At 59.6% G+C, this 15,918-nt stretch carries 16 protein-coding genes; 11 read left to right on the top strand and 5 right to left on the bottom strand.

All coding sequences use genetic code 11. The features are described from left to right. The first annotated feature begins 120 nt into the window (after positions 1-120). From IFT99_RS05215 to IFT99_RS05245, 7 genes are all read left to right on the top strand, one after another. Complete coding sequence (locus IFT99_RS05215) at positions 121-825, top strand: FadR/GntR family transcriptional regulator (RefSeq protein WP_192131013.1); 705 nt, start codon at positions 121-123, stop codon at positions 823-825. 123 nt (positions 826-948) lie between these two features. Next, positions 949-1,278, top strand: coding sequence for a thioredoxin TrxA (gene trxA, locus IFT99_RS05220; RefSeq protein WP_192130694.1), 330 nt, complete (start codon positions 949-951; stop codon positions 1,276-1,278). A gap of 228 nt (positions 1,279-1,506) precedes the next feature. Next, positions 1,507-2,766 carry a transcription termination factor Rho gene (gene rho, locus IFT99_RS05225; RefSeq protein WP_037016529.1) on the top strand — a complete coding sequence of 420 codons (1,260 nt, stop codon included), beginning with the start codon at positions 1,507-1,509 and terminating at the stop codon, positions 2,764-2,766. Between the two features lie 96 nt (positions 2,767-2,862). Further along, complete coding sequence (locus IFT99_RS05230; RefSeq protein ID WP_192130695.1) at positions 2,863-4,821, top strand: acyltransferase family protein; 1,959 nt, start codon at positions 2,863-2,865, stop codon at positions 4,819-4,821. Positions 4,822-4,891: 70 nt separating this feature from the next. After that, positions 4,892-6,358: a 4-hydroxy-3-polyprenylbenzoate decarboxylase gene (ubiD, locus tag IFT99_RS05235; protein WP_065987470.1), complete on the top strand. Its 1,467-nt coding sequence runs from the start codon at positions 4,892-4,894 to the stop codon at positions 6,356-6,358. After that, a complete protein-coding gene (locus tag IFT99_RS05240; protein ID WP_192130696.1) occupies positions 6,358-7,326 on the top strand; it encodes a CDP-6-deoxy-delta-3,4-glucoseen reductase in 969 nt (322 codons plus the stop codon). Before ubiD ends, IFT99_RS05240 begins: the two co-directional genes overlap by 1 nt. Positions 7,327-7,537: 211 nt before the next feature. Further along, entirely contained in the window at positions 7,538-8,212 is a 675-nt protein-coding gene (locus IFT99_RS05245) for a gamma-glutamylcyclotransferase (RefSeq protein ID WP_192131015.1), read from the top strand. Positions 8,213-8,269: 57 nt separating this feature from the next. On the opposite strand, the gene glpT is transcribed toward IFT99_RS05245, so the two are convergent. Continuing rightward, a complete protein-coding gene (gene glpT, locus IFT99_RS05250; protein WP_192130697.1) occupies positions 8,270-9,619 on the bottom strand; it encodes a glycerol-3-phosphate transporter in 1,350 nt (449 codons plus the stop codon). A gap of 217 nt (positions 9,620-9,836) precedes the next feature. Here glpT and IFT99_RS05255 point away from each other — a divergent pair, with 217 nt between their 5' ends. Then, positions 9,837-10,826, top strand: coding sequence for a hypothetical protein (locus IFT99_RS05255; protein ID WP_192130698.1), 990 nt, complete (start codon positions 9,837-9,839; stop codon positions 10,824-10,826). On the opposite strand, the gene IFT99_RS05260 is transcribed toward IFT99_RS05255, so the two are convergent. Further along, positions 10,823-11,965: an acyltransferase family protein gene (locus IFT99_RS05260; RefSeq protein WP_192130699.1), complete on the bottom strand. Its 1,143-nt coding sequence runs from the start codon at positions 11,963-11,965 to the stop codon at positions 10,823-10,825. The genes IFT99_RS05255 and IFT99_RS05260 overlap by 4 nt on opposite strands. A gap of 243 nt (positions 11,966-12,208) precedes the next feature. On the opposite strand from IFT99_RS05260, the gene IFT99_RS05265 reads away from it, so the two are divergent. After that, the gene (locus IFT99_RS05265; RefSeq protein ID WP_192130700.1) at positions 12,209-12,856 is read left to right on the top strand and encodes an energy transducer TonB; all 648 of its coding nucleotides are present in this window, start codon (positions 12,209-12,211) and stop codon (positions 12,854-12,856) included. 44 nt (positions 12,857-12,900) lie between these two features. Here the strand turns inward: IFT99_RS05265 and IFT99_RS05270 are convergent, their stop codons facing one another. Next, positions 12,901-13,878: an NADPH:quinone oxidoreductase family protein gene (locus tag IFT99_RS05270; protein ID WP_192130701.1), complete on the bottom strand. Its 978-nt coding sequence runs from the start codon at positions 13,876-13,878 to the stop codon at positions 12,901-12,903. Between the two features lie 135 nt (positions 13,879-14,013). Between IFT99_RS05270 and IFT99_RS05275 the strand changes: the two genes are divergently transcribed. Next, the gene (locus IFT99_RS05275; RefSeq protein ID WP_065987463.1) at positions 14,014-14,424 is read left to right on the top strand and encodes a flagellar basal body-associated protein FliL; all 411 of its coding nucleotides are present in this window, start codon (positions 14,014-14,016) and stop codon (positions 14,422-14,424) included. A gap of 15 nt (positions 14,425-14,439) precedes the next feature. Here the strand turns inward: IFT99_RS05275 and IFT99_RS05280 are convergent, their stop codons facing one another. Then, complete coding sequence (locus IFT99_RS05280; RefSeq protein WP_192130702.1) at positions 14,440-14,889, bottom strand: EVE domain-containing protein; 450 nt, start codon at positions 14,887-14,889, stop codon at positions 14,440-14,442. A gap of 194 nt (positions 14,890-15,083) precedes the next feature. Between IFT99_RS05280 and IFT99_RS05285 the strand changes: the two genes are divergently transcribed. After that, a complete protein-coding gene (locus IFT99_RS05285; RefSeq protein WP_122534092.1) occupies positions 15,084-15,233 on the top strand; it encodes a hypothetical protein in 150 nt (49 codons plus the stop codon). A gap of 52 nt (positions 15,234-15,285) precedes the next feature. Here IFT99_RS05285 and IFT99_RS05290 read toward each other — a convergent pair whose 3' ends face one another. Beyond that, positions 15,286-15,915 (bottom strand): 5-formyltetrahydrofolate cyclo-ligase, encoded by a 630-nt coding sequence (locus IFT99_RS05290; RefSeq protein WP_192130703.1) that lies wholly within the window; start codon positions 15,913-15,915, stop codon positions 15,286-15,288. Between the last annotated feature and the right edge of the window lie 3 nt (positions 15,916-15,918).

Here is a 15,918-nt window from a genome sequence, read left to right on the forward strand (position 1 = left end):
GGAGTCGCCCCGCTTTGGCGCGCTCGAAAGGCCCGGCGCCCCTCGCTTGGGCGTCACTTGCCGGATGCCTCCGATGGGGATACAAGGGATTTTTCCTACGGTTTCCACACCTTGATCGCCATGCATCCGAGCCCTGTAGCTGTGCCTGAAGCCGCCTTCCAGGCGATACGCAAACTGATCGCCGAGCAGGGCTATGTGCCCGGCGACAGCCTGCCGTCTCAGCGGGATCTGGCGATTCGGCTGGGCGTCAGTCGGGCTTCGTTGCGTGAGGCACTGTCATCATTGAGCGCCTTGGGGTTGGTCAGTGTGCAGCCCGGCAAAGGCGTATTCGTACAGGCGGTTTCTGAACCACAACGGAGCACGGACGGATTTTCCTGGCCGTATGCAGCGCACGCATCACCTGCTGAGACTTTTCAGCTGCGCTATGCGCTGGAAGGGTTTGCCGCCGGGCTTGCAGCGGTCACGCTGACGGCCGATGAGCGCGATGTACTGGAGGACAACGTCGAAGCCATGCGCCTTGAACTCAAGGCAGGGGATTTTGACTGCGCGGCGCGGCTGGACTTCGATTTCCACCGGCGCATCCTCATCGCCAGTGGCAATCAGGCGATTCTGGGGATTATCACCACCAGCGCCGATATTTTTCTGGAGAGCCAAAAGCTGCCTTTTATTCGCGCGGGCAGGGCCATGGAAACCTGGCAGGAGCATCGCAAGATCCTGCGGTCGCTGGCGCGAAACGCGTCTGGCCCGGCGCAGAAAGCCATGCAGGAGCACATCCGCGGCGCTGCGTTGCGCACCGGCATCGTGTTCGTCGCACCTTCCGGCTAAACATCTGCAATTAAGGCAACCGCGCCGGGTCATAGCTAGAGACAATGAACCTCGACTTCCTGTCACCGCGTGACACAGTTATGATGGCCCACGTTTTTTTGCCTATGACCTCGGAGAAATCTCATGAGTAACGACCTGATCAAACACGTCACTGACAAGAGCTTCGACACCGACGTCCTCAAGGCCGAAGGCCCTGTACTGGTCGATTACTGGGCTGAATGGTGTGGCCCATGCAAGATGATTGCCCCGGTTCTGGATGAGATCGCCGACACTTACGAAGGCAAGCTGACCATTGCCAAGCTGAACATTGACGACAACCAGGAAACACCGGCCAAGCACGGCGTTCGTGGTATCCCGACCCTGATGCTGTTCAAGGACGGCGAAGTCGCGGCGACCAAGGTAGGCGCACTGTCCAAGTCGCAGCTGCAGGCGTTCCTCGACGCCAACATCTGATGACGATATAGCCCCGCAAATCGCGGGGTTTTTTTCGGGCGTCGTACTAGACGCTCAGAAAATCAAGTGGTACATTCGGCCCCGCAACGGCTTCTCCGTTGCCCCCTGCTAGCCGTCGCCGACCGTCTCCTTTCGATTTGCACGCGATCCTGTCGCCTTCTCTGCGGCGCGGCCTCATTAAGCCAAAAGCTTAATTTCCCCCTCCATACATGATTACGTCATTCCTATATGAACCTGACTGAACTCAAGCAAAAGCCTATTACCGATCTGCTCGAAATGGCCGAACAGATGGGTATTGAAAATATGGCCCGTTCGCGCAAGCAGGACGTGATTTTCTCCCTGCTGAAGAAGCATGCGAAAAGCGGCGAGGAAATCTCGGGTGACGGCGTGCTGGAGATCCTCCAGGATGGCTTCGGCTTCCTCCGTTCTGCAGACGCCTCCTACCTTGCCGGCCCAGACGACATTTACGTCTCGCCGAGCCAGATCCGCCGCTTCAACCTGCGCACGGGCGACACCATTGTCGGCAAGATCCGTCCGCCGAAGGAAGGCGAGCGTTACTTCGCACTGCTCAAGGTCGACACCATCAACTTCGACCGTCCGGAAAACGCGAAGAACAAGATTCTGTTTGAAAACCTGACGCCGCTGTTCCCGACCATTCGCATGAAGATGGAAGCCGGTAACGGTTCCACCGAAGACCTCACCGGTCGCGTTATCGATCTGTGTGCTCCGATCGGTAAAGGTCAGCGCGGTCTGATCGTTGCTCCGCCAAAAGCGGGCAAGACCATCATGCTGCAGAACATCGCGTCGAACATCACGCGCAACAACCCTGAAGTCCATCTGATCGTTCTGCTGATCGATGAGCGTCCGGAAGAAGTCACCGAAATGCAGCGTACCGTGCGCGGCGAAGTGGTTGCTTCCACCTTCGACGAGCCACCAACCCGTCACGTGCAGGTCGCCGAAATGGTGATCGAAAAGGCCAAGCGCCTGGTCGAGCACAAGAAGGACGTGGTCATCCTGCTCGACTCCATCACCCGTCTGGCTCGCGCCTACAACACCGTCATTCCGAGCTCCGGCAAGGTCCTGACCGGTGGTGTCGATGCGCACGCCCTCGAGAAGCCAAAGCGTTTCTTCGGTGCGGCACGTAACATCGAAGAAGGCGGCTCGCTGACCATCATCGCTACCGCGCTGGTTGAAACCGGCTCGAAGATGGACGAAGTGATCTACGAAGAATTCAAAGGCACCGGCAACATGGAGCTGCCTCTGGATCGCAAGATCGCAGAGAAGCGCGTCTTCCCGGCCATCAACATCAACCGCTCCGGCACACGCCGCGAAGAGTTGCTGACGGCCGACGACGAGTTGCAGCGCATGTGGATCCTGCGCAAGCTGCTGCATCCTATGGATGAGGTCGCGGCCATCGAGTTCTTGATCGACAAGCTGAAACAGACCAAGACCAACGATGAGTTCTTCCTGTCGATGAAGCGCAAGTAACACCCTGCGCTGAACCGACCGTAGAAAAATGGTGTCCTTCTGGACACCATTTTTTTTGACCTTTTCTGTAGATCTCTCCCGTAGACAAGGAGCGTCATGCACACGTTTGGCAATCGCCGTGATATCGATGGGCTGCGGGCCCTGGCCGTGGTCCCGGTGCTGTTGTTTCACTTCGGTCTGGGCCTGAGCGGCGGCTTCGTCGGCGTCGACGTGTTTTTCGTCATCTCCGGCTACCTGATCACGTCCATCATCTTCCGCGAGATCAGCGCGGGGCGATTCAGCTTCGTCGATTTCTGGGCCCGTCGCGCGCGACGTATCGTCCCTGCCGTCACCGTTGTCGTGCTGGCCACGTTGGCGTTTGGCTGGATATTGCTGACGCCCAAGGACTACGCCGAGCTGGGCCGGGAAGTGCGGTATCAGTCGATGTTCATGTCCAACCTGCTGTTCATGCGGCAGGACGGCTACTTCGATTCCGCGTCAGATTTCAAACCGCTTCTTCACACCTGGTCGCTGGCGGTGGAGGAGCAGTACTACATTTTCTTCCCGCTGCTGATGGTGCTGGCGACGCGGTACGTGCGGCACTGGCGCTGGTTGCTGCTCGGCCTGCTGGTGCTGTCGTTCGGGCTGAACATCTGGGCGATCAAGCACAAACCCGAGGCAGCATTCTTTCTGCTGCCGATGCGTGCATGGGAACTGCTGTGCGGGGCGATGCTGGCCGTCGCCCCTGCGCCTAAACGCCCGCTGCCGAGCTGGATGTATCAAACAGTCAGTCTGAGCGGTTTTGCGGCGGTCGTGCTGGCGATGCTGAGTTTTGACAAAACCACGCAATTCCCCGGCTGGGCGGCGCTGCTGCCTGTGATGGGCACCACAGCGATGATCTGGGCCAACGGTCATCCCGCGTCATGGGTCGGGCGTTTTCTGAGCATCAAACCGCTGGTGGCAATCGGGCTTATCTCCTACTCGCTGTACCTGTGGCATTGGCCTATTCATGTCTATGCCAATGCAATTTCAGCTGACGGGATTTCTGACCTTGAAGCGATTGGCTGGATCCTTCTGGCCGGCGCGCTTGCCTGGATCAGCTGGCGCTTTGTCGAGCTGCCATTCCGTGAACGCCGCCTGCTGGCCGGCCGCAAGCCGGTACTGATGGGCGGACTGCTGACGCTGGCCGTATTGGCGCTGATGGGGCAGGCGGTGCGCTCCAGTGACGGCGTACCGCAACGCCTTTCCGGCCAGGCCTTGCAATATGCGCAGTCGCGGGAGTGGAGCGCCGGGCAGATGGACTGTTTCCTGCTCGGATCAAAGCACAGCGAAGGTCTGGACAAGCTCTGTCGGGCGGGTGGCAATGCCGATGCCGCGCCGTCCCATCTCGTCTGGGGCGACAGTCATGCGGCAGCCCTGTGGCCAGGCGTCAGAAGCGCGGCCGAGCAAGTCCATGTGCCTGTCTGGCTGGCAAGCATGAGCGGATGTCCGCCGCTGGTCAGCACCGCAACAAGCAAGCGCTGTCAGGACTTCAACGCCCTGAACGTCGAGCGCGTTCGAGCACAGAAAATCCCTGACGTGACGCTGGCCGCGCGCTGGAGTTTGTACATCTACGGCCTGGAAGATGGCAACAAAAGCAACGTGCTGCTGAAACACGAATCCATTCCCCGAAACGAAGCGTATTTCGCCGATGCTTTGAAAGCTCAGATCGCTGAATTGCGAGCAGCGGGGGCGCAGGTCTGGTTGTTCAAGGAAGTGCCGCAGCAGCGCAAGGGCACCATCGAGCGATTGAGCAGCCTGGCGAGGGTTGGACGTTCGGCTGCAGAGGTCGGGCGTCCGGCTGCGGAGCTTGATGGGCGGCAGGCGTTTATCAACCAGCTGTTCGACACCCTCAGCCGTGCGGATGCAGGCATTCACCTGATCGACCCTAAACCGCTGCTGTGTGAGGGCGGTCTGTGCCGTGCCGAAGTTGACGGGCGTTCTCTGTACAAGGACGAAGATCACCTGTCGGACCTGGGCGGCGAGAAGATGCAACTGCTGTTCGCGCCGCTGTTGCGCGAAACACCGCGCATTTGAGTTGGACACAAGCTGCCCTCTGCGGTCAGAGCAGGTAGGATGTGCATCTATTTGGTGAGTGGCCGGGTTAATGAAATTCAAGGATCTACGGGATTTCGTGCAGCAGCTTGAGCAGCGCGGAGAGTTGAAACGCATTCAGGTGCCCATTTCCCCTGTACTGGAAATGACCGAGATCTGCGACCGGACCCTGCGCAACAAGGGGCCGGCGCTGCTCTTCGAAAAGCCGACGGGTTTCGACATCCCGGTGCTTGGCAACCTGTTCGGCACGCCCGAGCGCGTCGCTATGGGCATGGGCGCCGAGTCGGTGTCCGAACTGCGGGAAATCGGCAAGCTGCTGGCTTTCCTTAAAGAGCCCGAGCCGCCCAAGGGCTTGAAGGACGCCTGGTCCAAGCTGCCCATCTTCAGAAAAGTGATCGCCATGGCGCCGAAAGTCGTCAAGGACGCGCCGTGTCAGGAGATCGTGATCGAGGGCGACGACGTCGACCTTGGCATGCTGCCCGTGCAGACCTGCTGGCCCGGCGATGTCGGCCCGCTGATTACGTGGGGCCTGACGGTCACTCGCGGGCCCAACAAAGAACGGCAGAATCTGGGTATCTATCGCCAGCAGGTGATCGGCCGCAACAAGGTGATCATGCGCTGGCTCAGCCACCGCGGCGGCGCGCTGGATTTCAGGGATTGGTGCAACAAGCACCCGGGTCAGCCATTCCCGGTGTCCGTGGCCTTGGGCGCTGACCCCGCTACCATTCTGGGCGCCGTCACGCCGGTGCCCGACAGCTTGTCCGAATACGCATTCGCCGGCCTGCTGCGTGGCAACCGTACCGAACTGATCAAGTGCCGTGGCAACGACCTCCAGGTCCCCGCCAGCGCCGAAATCGTCCTTGAAGGGGTGATTCATCCCGGCGAAATGGCCGACGAGGGTCCGTACGGCGACCACACCGGCTACTACAACGAGGTCGACAGCTTCCCGGTCTTCACGGTCGAGCGCATCACCCACCGCATCAAGCCGATTTACCACAGCACCTACACGGGCCGGCCGCCTGACGAGCCGGCCATCCTGGGCGTTGCGCTAAACGAAGTCTTCGTGCCGATTCTGCAGAAGCAGTTCCCGGAAATCGTCGACTTCTACCTGCCGCCCGAGGGTTGCTCGTACCGCATGGCGGTCGTGACGATCAAGAAGCAGTACCCCGGCCATGCCAAGCGCGTGATGCTGGGGGTCTGGTCGTTTTTGCGACAGTTCATGTACACCAAGTTCGTTATCGTCACCGACGACGACATCAATGCCCGTGACTGGAATGACGTCATCTGGGCGATCACCACGCGCATGGACCCCAAGCGCGACACGGTGATGATCGACAACACGCCAATCGACTACCTCGACTTCGCCTCGCCGGTGTCCGGTCTGGGCTCGAAAATGGGGCTCGATGCCACCCATAAGTGGCCGGGCGAAACCACCCGTGAATGGGGTCGCGCTATCGTCAAGGACGAAGCGGTGACCCGCCGGATCGATGAAATCTGGACTCAGCTGGGAATTGATTGATGCGTGTAACTTTGCAGCCCTCGGGCGCGGTCATCGAGACATTGCCAGGCGAACGGATCCTCGACGCCGCCCAGCGTCTGGGCTATGAATGCCCTCAGAGCTGTCGCAACGGCAATTGCCACATCTGTTCCGCGCTGCTGGTTGAAGGCAGCGTCGAGCAGGCCGGAGAGATCCGCAACCACGGCGAAATCTACACGTGCCTGGCGGTGCCGCAGGAAGACTGCGTTGTGCTGTGGGACAGCGTGCTGGCGCTCGGCGAGCTGCCGGTGCGTACGTTCGCCTGCCAGGTCAGCGAGTGTGTTGAAGTCGGCGGCGATGTCTGGCGCGTGATGCTCCGTGCGCCTGCCGGCAAGCCGCCGCGTTATCACGCCGGTCAGTACCTGATGATCCATCGGGACGACGGCGAAAAATCGGCGTTTTCCATGGCGTCAGCGCCGGAGAGCGGGCGTGATCTCGAAATTCACGTCCTCGCCCGCGAGGCCAGTGCGCAAAACCTGATCAAGCAGCTGCAGCGCGAGGGCATGGCGCGGGTTGACTTGCCCTTCGGCGATACTCATCTGGGCGAATTGCCCGATGGCCCGCTGGTATTGATTGCGGCAGGCACCGGTATGGGGCAGATGCACAGCCTGATCGAGCATTGCCGCGCCAAAGGTTTCCCCTATCCGGTGCATGTGTATTGGGGAATGCGCCGTCCGGAAGATTTCTACCAGCTCACGCATTGGGAGGAGTGGCAGACGCTGCCTAATCTGTTCCTGCACAGGATCGTCAGTGATCTGTGCGGTTGGGAAGGGCGCTGCGGCATGCTGCATGAGGCGGTTTGCGAGGACTTCAGCGATCTGAAGCCGCTTTATGTGTATGCCAGCGGCTCCCCGGCCATGGTCTATTCGACCCTCGATGCGCTGGTGCTGGCGGGCATGGATGCGCATCAGATGCGTGCCGATGTGTTCGCGTATGCGCCGAGGCCCTGAAGCGCAGCCACTCGCCGGGCTGGATGTGGACAGCGTATTGCATGGCTGTTTGTCAGATATCGGCTTTTCCGGCGTGACCCGTGCGCCGGTGGCCGAGTCACAACGTCACACTGCCTGCGATGCCGTCTGATTGTTCATTCGTTGTTGCCAGACCCGTTTCATGAGTGTTCAGCGTTGCACCGGCGTCAGTCTTGCCGGTGGGGGGAACCAGATGGGGAATCAAATCAATATCCTGGCGGAAGCTGTCCATGATGGCTTGGGGTTGTCCTACCCGCCGGTCATCGATCTTGGGCCGAAACTGAGCCGCGAGCAGCTTCTTGCCTCCATCCACGCCACGATGAGCCGTCACCAGGGCGGCCCGATCTGGTTGTTCGCGTATGGATCATTGATCTGGCGACCCGAGTGCAGCGCCGTCGAGCGTCAGCGCGGACGGGTCCACGGCTATCATCGCGGTCTCTATCTCTGGTCCCACGAACACCGTGGCACGCCCGAGCAGCCAGGGCTGGTATTCGGTCTGGACCGCGGCGGCTCCTGCAGCGGATTCGCCTACCGGTTGCCCGAAGACAATATCGACGAGTCCCTGCTGGCGCTGTGGCAGAGAGAAATGCCGTTCCCGTCCTACCGCCCGCACTGGCTCAACTGCCGACTTGAAGACGGCACCAAGGTGCAGGCGCTGGGATTTGTGCTGGAGCGGCATCTGCCGAGTTACGCTGGCAACCTGCCCGACAGCGTGCTCACCCAGGTGCTGGCCAATGCCAGCGGCCGTTACGGGACCACGTGGGAATACGTCGAGCAAACCATCCGCGCACTGCGCACCCACGCCATGCCGGACCTGAGCCTGGAAGCGCGGTTCAAGCGGTGCAGGCCGGTGTTGTTGGCGATATAGCTTCTGGTCCGAATAAGGCTTGATCATCGCACTGACCAAGCCCTTTTCGTTTGAGACTTAAGCCATCTCCTCTCGCGACTGGCTCGCCACCCGCGTATGCCGCAGCGTCGGTATCAGGAACGCTATTGCGAGGATGCAAGCGGACACCAGCAGCACGAAGCCACCGTCCCAGCCGAAGTGGTCGACCGTGTAACCCATCAGCGCGCTGGCGGCGACCGAGCCACCGAGATAGCCGAACAGGCCGGTGAATCCCGCTGCGGTGCCGGCGGCCTTCTTCGGTGCCAGCTCAAGGGCCTGCAAGCCGACCAGCATGACCGGGCCGTAAATCAGGAAGCCGATCGAGACCAGAGCAATCATGTCGACGGTGGGGTTGCCGGGTGGGTTTAGCCAGTAGACCAGCGTCGCAACGGTCACCATCGCCATGAACACAATGCCGGTCAGACCACGGTTGCCACGGAAGATCTTGTCGGACATCCAGCCGCACAGCAGCGTGCCCGGAATGCCTGCCCACTCATAGAAGAAGTAGGCCCAGGACGTCTTGTCGACGTCGAAGTGCTTGGCTTCTTTCAAGTACGTTGGCGCCCAGTCCAGCACGCCGTAACGCAGCAGGTAGACGAAGACGTTGGCCAGCGCGATGTACCAGAGCATTTTGTTACGCAGGACGTATTTGACGAAGATCTCTTTGGCGGTGAATTCCTCTTCGTGGCTCGCGTCGTAGCCTTCCGGGTAGTCGTTCTTGTAGTCCTCGACCGGCGGCAAGCCCACGGACTGTGGGGTGTCGCGCATGGTGACGAAGGCGAACAGGGCGACGAACAGGGCAACCGCCGCAGGCACGTAAAACGCGGCGTGCCAGTCGTTGGTCCAACCCAGCCCGAGCAGGAACAGCGGGCCGATCAAGCCACCACCGACGTTGTGCGCCACATTCCATACCGAGACCACGCCGCCACGCTCCTTCTGCGACCACCAGTGCACCATCGTGCGTCCGCTCGGCGGCCAGCCCATGCCTTGGGCCCAGCCATTGATGAACAGCAGAATGAACATGATGGTTACGCTGGACGTCGCCCAGGGTGCGAATCCGAACACGAACATCACCAGCGCGGAAATCACCAGTCCGAATGGCAGGAAGTAGCGCGGGTTGGAGCGATCCGACACCAGCCCCATCAGGAATTTCGACAGCCCGTACGCAATGGCAATCGCTGAGATCGCGAGGCCCAGTTGGCCACGGGTATATCCCTCGTCGATCAGGTAGGGCATGGCCAGCGAGAAATTCTTGCGCAGCAAATAGTAGCCAGCGTAGCCGAAGAAGATGCCGGCGAAAATCTGCCAGCGAAGGCGGCGGTAGGTAGAGTCGACACGCTCCTCAGGCAGCGGAGCCTGATGTGCGGCAGGACGGAAAAAGGCAAACATCGGGACACTCCATTTATTTTATTGTTATGCGAATCCGAATATTACATTTTCGTTACAGAAAATAGGAAGGCTTCTCATCGGATAAAAAGGACGTAAACACGGGCCGAGAGGGAATTCCTTTGCGAACATCCCGTTTGTACAGTGCTGTCCATAGGTGGGTTTCGGTGTCTGGGACAGGTAAAGTGCGCGCTCACGCGCTCACGATTGGCAAACCCTCATGCAGTCACCCCCGCTTGGGATTCGGAATAAAAAAATCATCATCCTGTGCCGCGATGTTGGCGGATACCTTGGCCGGCTCAGCACCTTTCTCGGCAAGTCGAACGACGTTGTATTCCTTGACCTGACCCATGGCGCGAAAGAACTGCCATGGCTTCCGGGGAAGCTGCGCCGATGGCTGAAAAAGTACCTGATCGTTAAGCGTGCTCGTGCGGCGATTCGGGCGGCGGGCCATGTCGATGCGCTGCTGGTTGTGAATCCAAGCCAGCTGGATCAGGGTTTGGTCACACTGGCCCAGGCTGCGGCGGCGCTCAGCGTCGCCTATCTGTCTGACGGGATTGCGCGATTGTCGATGCCGATTGATCAACTGGCGACCTTTGACAAGGTCTACACCTTCGATGGCGCTGATGCCCGCGAGTATCAACTGCGCAAGCTCTACAACTACATCTACGAAGAACACGCCGATTTCAGAACGACGTCCGACTTCAAGGCTTTTGTCGTGATGGGCGGCAAGCACCGTGTGGATGTACTCGGGAGGGTCGCTCGGGCGTTTGAACAACTGGGCTACACCAACACCTGCAAGTTCCTGGTGCAGAGCAAGCCAGTGTTGGGGGCCAGTCCATTACTGACCTTCTTTCGGCAGCGCATGGACATCGATGAAACGGCCGAATACGTCAGGCGTTCGGAAATACTTATAGACATCGTCCGGCCGGGGCACGCGGGTTTGAGCTTCCGGTTCTTCGAAGCACTGCTCTATCGCAAGAAAATGATCACAAACAATGCATCGGTGGCGGATTACGACTTCTACGATCCGCGCAACATTCTGATCATCGACAGCGATAACCCCGTGATCCCTGAAGCCTTCATCGCCGGTGAATACGTGGATCCGCCCGAACAGGTCGTGCAGCGCTACAGCATGGCGAGCTGGGCGAACGAGGTTTTCAGTTCGTCGCCGGCCAGCCCGCCTCGGTTACCCGTTAACGAATCTTAAGCCCTCGGCAAACCGGCATCGGTGCTTGGCGTTGCCTTGCGCAGGAATGGATGCTCGATGCACCAGTACGTCGCGACGCTGATGCTGCTGGTCAGCAGGATGATCAGCGGTAAATACAGCGCGTAACTGCGCGGATCCGGTGTGGCGAAGTCATACGCGCCCAGCAAGCTGAACATGCTGTAGATGACGATGCCGTGCAGCAGGTAAATGCTGAAGCTGGCCTCGCCCAAAATCTTCAATCCTCGAATCTCCAGCAACCCGTGCAAGCTGTTGCCGAGCACAAACAGCGCAAACGGAATGCCGAGGATCAGCATCTGCAGCGTCGAATACGATTTGAGCTTCATGCAGATCAGCAGTATCACGACCGCAACCAACGTACAGCGCACGCCCGTGAAGTCGATTCGCCACTGGCGCATCCGGTCTTCAAACACCGCCACCGCGATGCCGACAGCGAACAGTTTGATGAACCGGTTGTGAAAGTGATGGTGGTATTCGCCCCACAGGCACGCCAGCACCATCAGCGAGACTACGACTGACATGCCGGGGAGCTTGCGCCGAAGCAGGCAGTACAGCACTGGCAGCGACAGGTAGAAGACCGCTTCATAGAGCAGCGTCCACTGCACCGAGGCGTTGATACGCACGGTGTCTGGAAAACCGTTGATGGGGCTGCCGATGAAAATCACCCATCGGCCGAGCGCCTTGATCGTGTCCATGACCGGCGCGCCGATGCCTGCAGACTGGTACAGCGCGATGGCCGTGATCAGCGCGACGCTGAAGAGGTACATCGGGAAGATTCGCCGCACCCGTGACGACAGGATCTGACGCCATTTCGGCTCGCTGCGGTAGATCTTCGCGGTAAACAGGTAACCCGTGATCATGAAAAACAGCGACACCGGCACCGTGCCCATGTTGTTCAGCACGCGGCTGTCCGTGGTTTCCCAAGCTCCGTTGACGTGCCAGTAATAACTGACGATGAAGTGGTGAACGATGACTGCGGTTGCGAGCACGCCACGCAGGCCGTCCAGCGACGAAACGCGATGGAGCGCGTCTTGGGAGAGGATCGGTAAACGCTGGGTGGCGAGGCAAAATATCGCGATCGACAGCGCGTACAGCGATATCAATATCAGAGTGACGGTCATCAATACTGGGTCCGCAATTCGTATTGGAGTCGATACCGAATGAGGGCCCGTTCGGTATGTATCGGGCGTGAAATATACGGAACACATCGGGCGCCGTCGCGGGTTGTTTCGCGAGGTGTTGATTTTGGGATCGATCCTACGCAGCTCTGGGAAGTCATGAGCTATTGCCGCCGCAGCCCAACACACAAAATGCGCGCCGGCCCTTTGCACTCAAGCAGGGGGCACACAGGAAGAAGCGCGCAGGTGACGGCAGTGATGAGCAGGTGGGTTTTATGGGTGATGCTTGCGGTGTGTATCAAGGTTCATGCAGACGAGCGCAGTGTTGAGTTTGATTACCGCAGGGCGCCCGCCTGGCCGTATTCGCTTTCAAAATCGGGAGTATCCGGGTGGGTCGTCTACAACCTGAAGGCGCACCACGATGGAAAGGTTTCCGCGCCTGAGGTGCTGGACAGCTCGCACCCTCTGTTTTCCCTCTCCGTGGTAAACGTTGCGCCGATATGGCGCGTAAAACCCTGGGTGGTCAGTGATCAGCGTCCGGCGGTTATCTCGCTGCGCCAGGAGCATTACTTCGTCCACCCGCGTGAAGGAAATGCCCCCGTGCCCTGGCTTCATCGCAGCCTGCGACACATGACCTGCGCCCGATTCAACAAGCGACTGGACGACTTCCAGCAAAACTCATCCGGTCTTGAAGAGATCGACATGAGCGTGTTCCGGCACACCTTCAAAGTGCTGGCGAGGGTCGCCACTTACCGCAGGCTGTCCGACGAGCGACGGTTCGCGCTGGGGGATGCGCTGGCAGATGCAGCTCCGGAGATCATTCAGCGATGCCGGGCGAATCCGGAACTGCGTTACAAGGACGTGTTACCTGATCAAGTGAGGATGATGCTGTGAGCGCGTGGTCAGCCCTTTCAGATTGGAGGCGATCCCGATGCACGCTACCTGACGCTAACCACCACTTTGCCAACCGCTTTCCTCTGCGCCAACGATTCAATGGCTTCCCCTGCCTGCTCCAGCGGGTAAACCTTCGACACCAGCGGCTTCAGCTTGCCCTCGCTGAACCAGGTGAACAGTTGCTGGAAATTCGCCGCGTTGTCCTGGGGCTGGCGTTGGGCAAATGAGCCCCAGAACACACCTACAACCGAGGCCCCTTTCAACAGCGCGAGATTGACCGGCAGCTCAGGAATGCGGCCACTGGCGAAACCGACGACCAGCAGTCGCCCGTTCCAGGCGATGCCCCTAACGGCCTGATCAAAAAGGTCGCCGCCCACCGGGTCATAGATCACATCGACGCCGTTACCGTTGGTGAGGCGTTTGATTTCATCCTTGAGATTGCTTTCGCTGTAGTTGATTACCTCGTCGGCGCCTGCGTTTTTGGCGACCTCCAGCTTTTCTGCGCTGCTGGCGGCGGCAATCACTCGAGCGCCCATGGCTTTGCCGATCTCCACGGCAGCCAGGCCGACGCCCCCGGAGGCGCCGAGCACGAGGAGCGTCTCGCCCGCTTGCAGATTGGCGCGCTGTGTGAGGGCGTGCATGGACGTGCCGTAGGTCATGCTGAAGGCGGCGGCGGTGGTGAAGTCCATCGTTTCGGGGATGGGCAGGACGTTGTAAGCGGCCACGGCGATCTGTTCAGCGAAGCTGCCCCAGCCTGTCAGCGCCATTACCCGGTCACCGACACGCACATGGCTGACCTTTTCACCGACAGCGGTCACAACGCCCGACGCTTCACCTCCAGGCGAAAACGGAAAAGGCGGCTTGAACTGGTATTTGCCTTCGATGATCAACGTGTCCGGGAAGTTGACCCCGGCAGCGTGCACGTCCAGAAGAATCTCGTTTTTCTTCGGCTCCGGGCTGGGGATTTCCTCCAGCACCAGACCTGCAGCGGGACCGAAGGCTTTACAAAGCACGGCTTTCATCGAGGGCTATTCCTTTTTCGGGGATGGCCGATAAGTACAGGTAGCGAGGTTGTGGGGTCAATGAGCATGGCCCGGCCTGATAGGCGTGCATAAGCTGAAGTAAGCTATGCGGCAAAACGGATTGAGGAGCGGACTGTGAAAGCGTGGATTCTGATGTTGATGGCATTGTCGATGCCGGTTGTGGCGCTGGCCGAAGAGGGCGGGGAGAAGGAAGATCCGAACAAGGTTTCCTACGTGGCGTTGACGCCACCCTTCGTAGGCAACTACTCACTGGATGGCGGCCCGAAACTGCACGTCTATAAGGCCGACGTCGCCTTGCGCGTGACCGGCGCCGAAGCGCAGAAGCTGGTGAAGCAGAACGAGCCGCTGATTCGCAATCAGCTGGTGGCGCTGTTCACTCAGCAAACGGTCGACAGCATGGGCAACGTCGATGCCAAGGAGAAACTGCGTCAGGAAGCCCTGAAGCAGACCCAGCAAGTGCTGACCCAGGAAACCGGCAAGCCCGTGGTTGATGACCTGCTGTTCAACAACTTCATTGCCCAATAACGCCGCGTTCTGAACTCAGCGCAGGCCCAGCACGGCGGCCCATTGTTCGTCCGTCACCGGCATGACGGACAAGCGGCTGCCTTTCTGCACCAGTGGCATCTGCTCCAGTGCGGCTTGTTGCTTCAGAAAACTCAGGCCCAGCACGTTCGGAAACGCCTCGACGAATGCCACATCAAGGGCGCTCCAGGGGTTTTTCTGCTCGGTGGCCTTGGCGTCGAAGTAGTGGCTTTTTTCGTCCAGCGCAGTGGGATCGGGATACGCGGCCTTGACGATTTCTCCGATGCCGGCGATCCCGGGCTCGGGGCAGCTGGAATTGTAGAAAAAGAACTGATCGCCCACGGCCATCGCGCGCATAAAGTTGCGGGCCTGGTAGTTGCGTACACCGTCCCAGCGCGTCTGCCCGAGCTTTTTCAGCCCGCTGATCGAGAGCTCGTCGGGCTCGGATTTCATCAGCCAATAGGCCATTTATAAGGCTCCTGAACAGGTCTTGGGAAAGTTGTCCTACGATTTGATGACAAACCGACAGTCGGCTGGCGCCAGTATTTGCGTGTTGCGTCACGTTGCCGCAGAATGCCGGCATTTTAAGGGCTGCACTATCTGGCGGCCTTGTTTAAACGTTATCGATTTCAGATTCTGATTCGTTACAAAGGGGACGATGAATGCGACGCAAGCCGGATGTACTGTGGATTTTGGCAATTTTGTTCGGCTTGGGCATCGTCACCACCGGTTATGCGCAAAGTCTGTGGGCTGCCAAGGCAGACGCGCCGGTTGAAATCACTCAGCAACAGCAGCCACAGCTCCGCCGCTAAACCGCTTTTTCGCAGCGCGCTTTTTTTCACCCAAGCGCGCATTGCTGACGATTCACCCCGCCATATACCAACGCGTACCCGTCACCGTTCCTGCCAACGGAACATCCCAACTGGCGACCGCCAGCTTCCCGACTTTCTGACACTCGTGGGCCAGTCCCAGCAGCACCGGCTTGCGCCAGGTTTTACGACGCGCGAGATAAGCCAGGCTGCGGTCGTAAAAGCCGCCACCCATGCCAAGACGTCCCCCGTCCGGATCGAACCCCACGAGCGGCATCAGCACCAGGTCGAGCGTCCAGATCTTGCGCTGTCGCCTGGCATTGGTACGTGGCTCCGGGATGCGGAACCGGTTCGGCTTGAACGTCTCCCCGGGGCGCACGCGCTGAAACACCATTTTGGTTCGAGGCCAGGCACTGAGCACCGGCAGGTACGTGGTCTTGCCGCGTTTTTGAGCGGCACGGAGGAGCAGGCGCGGGTCGATTTCACCGTCCATCGGAAGGTAGAGCGAAACATGACGGGCGCGGCGAAACAGCGGGTTTTGCGCCAGTTGACGGTACAGGCCCTGCGCCGCCTGTCGCTGTTCTGCCGGGCTGAGCGCGCGACGATTATGGCGAAGAAGCCGACGCAACTGTGGTCGAGAGAGGCTTGAAGGATCTGGAAGGGGAGCGGCGCCGGATGAGGTCATGCT

This window comes from Pseudomonas sp. CFBP 8772 (genome assembly GCF_014841665.1).
GTDB lineage: Bacteria > Pseudomonadota > Gammaproteobacteria > Pseudomonadales > Pseudomonadaceae > Aquipseudomonas > Aquipseudomonas graminis_B.

Bases quoted from the DNA above. Each gene is read 5' to 3' on its own strand.
- rho (WP_037016529.1), top strand. From the start codon at position 1,507: ATGAACCTGACTGAACTCAAGCAAAAGCCTATTACCGATCTGCTCGAA.
- IFT99_RS05255 (WP_192130698.1), top strand. From the start codon at position 9,837: ATGCAGTCACCCCCGCTTGGGATTCGGAATAAAAAAATCATCATCCTG.
- IFT99_RS05245 (WP_192131015.1), top strand. From the start codon at position 7,538: ATGGGGAATCAAATCAATATCCTGGCGGAAGCTGTCCATGATGGCTTG.
- glpT (WP_192130697.1), bottom strand. From the start codon at position 9,619: ATGTTTGCCTTTTTCCGTCCTGCCGCACATCAGGCTCCGCTGCCTGAG.
- IFT99_RS05215 (WP_192131013.1), top strand. From the start codon at position 121: ATGCATCCGAGCCCTGTAGCTGTGCCTGAAGCCGCCTTCCAGGCGATA.
- IFT99_RS05240 (WP_192130696.1), top strand. From the start codon at position 6,358: ATGCGTGTAACTTTGCAGCCCTCGGGCGCGGTCATCGAGACATTGCCA.
- IFT99_RS05260 (WP_192130699.1), bottom strand. From the start codon at position 11,965: ATGACCGTCACTCTGATATTGATATCGCTGTACGCGCTGTCGATCGCG.
- trxA (WP_192130694.1), top strand. From the start codon at position 949: ATGAGTAACGACCTGATCAAACACGTCACTGACAAGAGCTTCGACACC.
- IFT99_RS05230 (WP_192130695.1), top strand. From the start codon at position 2,863: ATGCACACGTTTGGCAATCGCCGTGATATCGATGGGCTGCGGGCCCTG.
- IFT99_RS05280 (WP_192130702.1), bottom strand. From the start codon at position 14,889: ATGGCCTATTGGCTGATGAAATCCGAGCCCGACGAGCTCTCGATCAGC.
- IFT99_RS05290 (WP_192130703.1), bottom strand. From the start codon at position 15,915: ATGACCTCATCCGGCGCCGCTCCCCTTCCAGATCCTTCAAGCCTCTCT.
- IFT99_RS05285 (WP_122534092.1), top strand. From the start codon at position 15,084: ATGCGACGCAAGCCGGATGTACTGTGGATTTTGGCAATTTTGTTCGGC.
- IFT99_RS05270 (WP_192130701.1), bottom strand. From the start codon at position 13,878: ATGAAAGCCGTGCTTTGTAAAGCCTTCGGTCCCGCTGCAGGTCTGGTG.
- ubiD (WP_065987470.1), top strand. From the start codon at position 4,892: ATGAAATTCAAGGATCTACGGGATTTCGTGCAGCAGCTTGAGCAGCGC.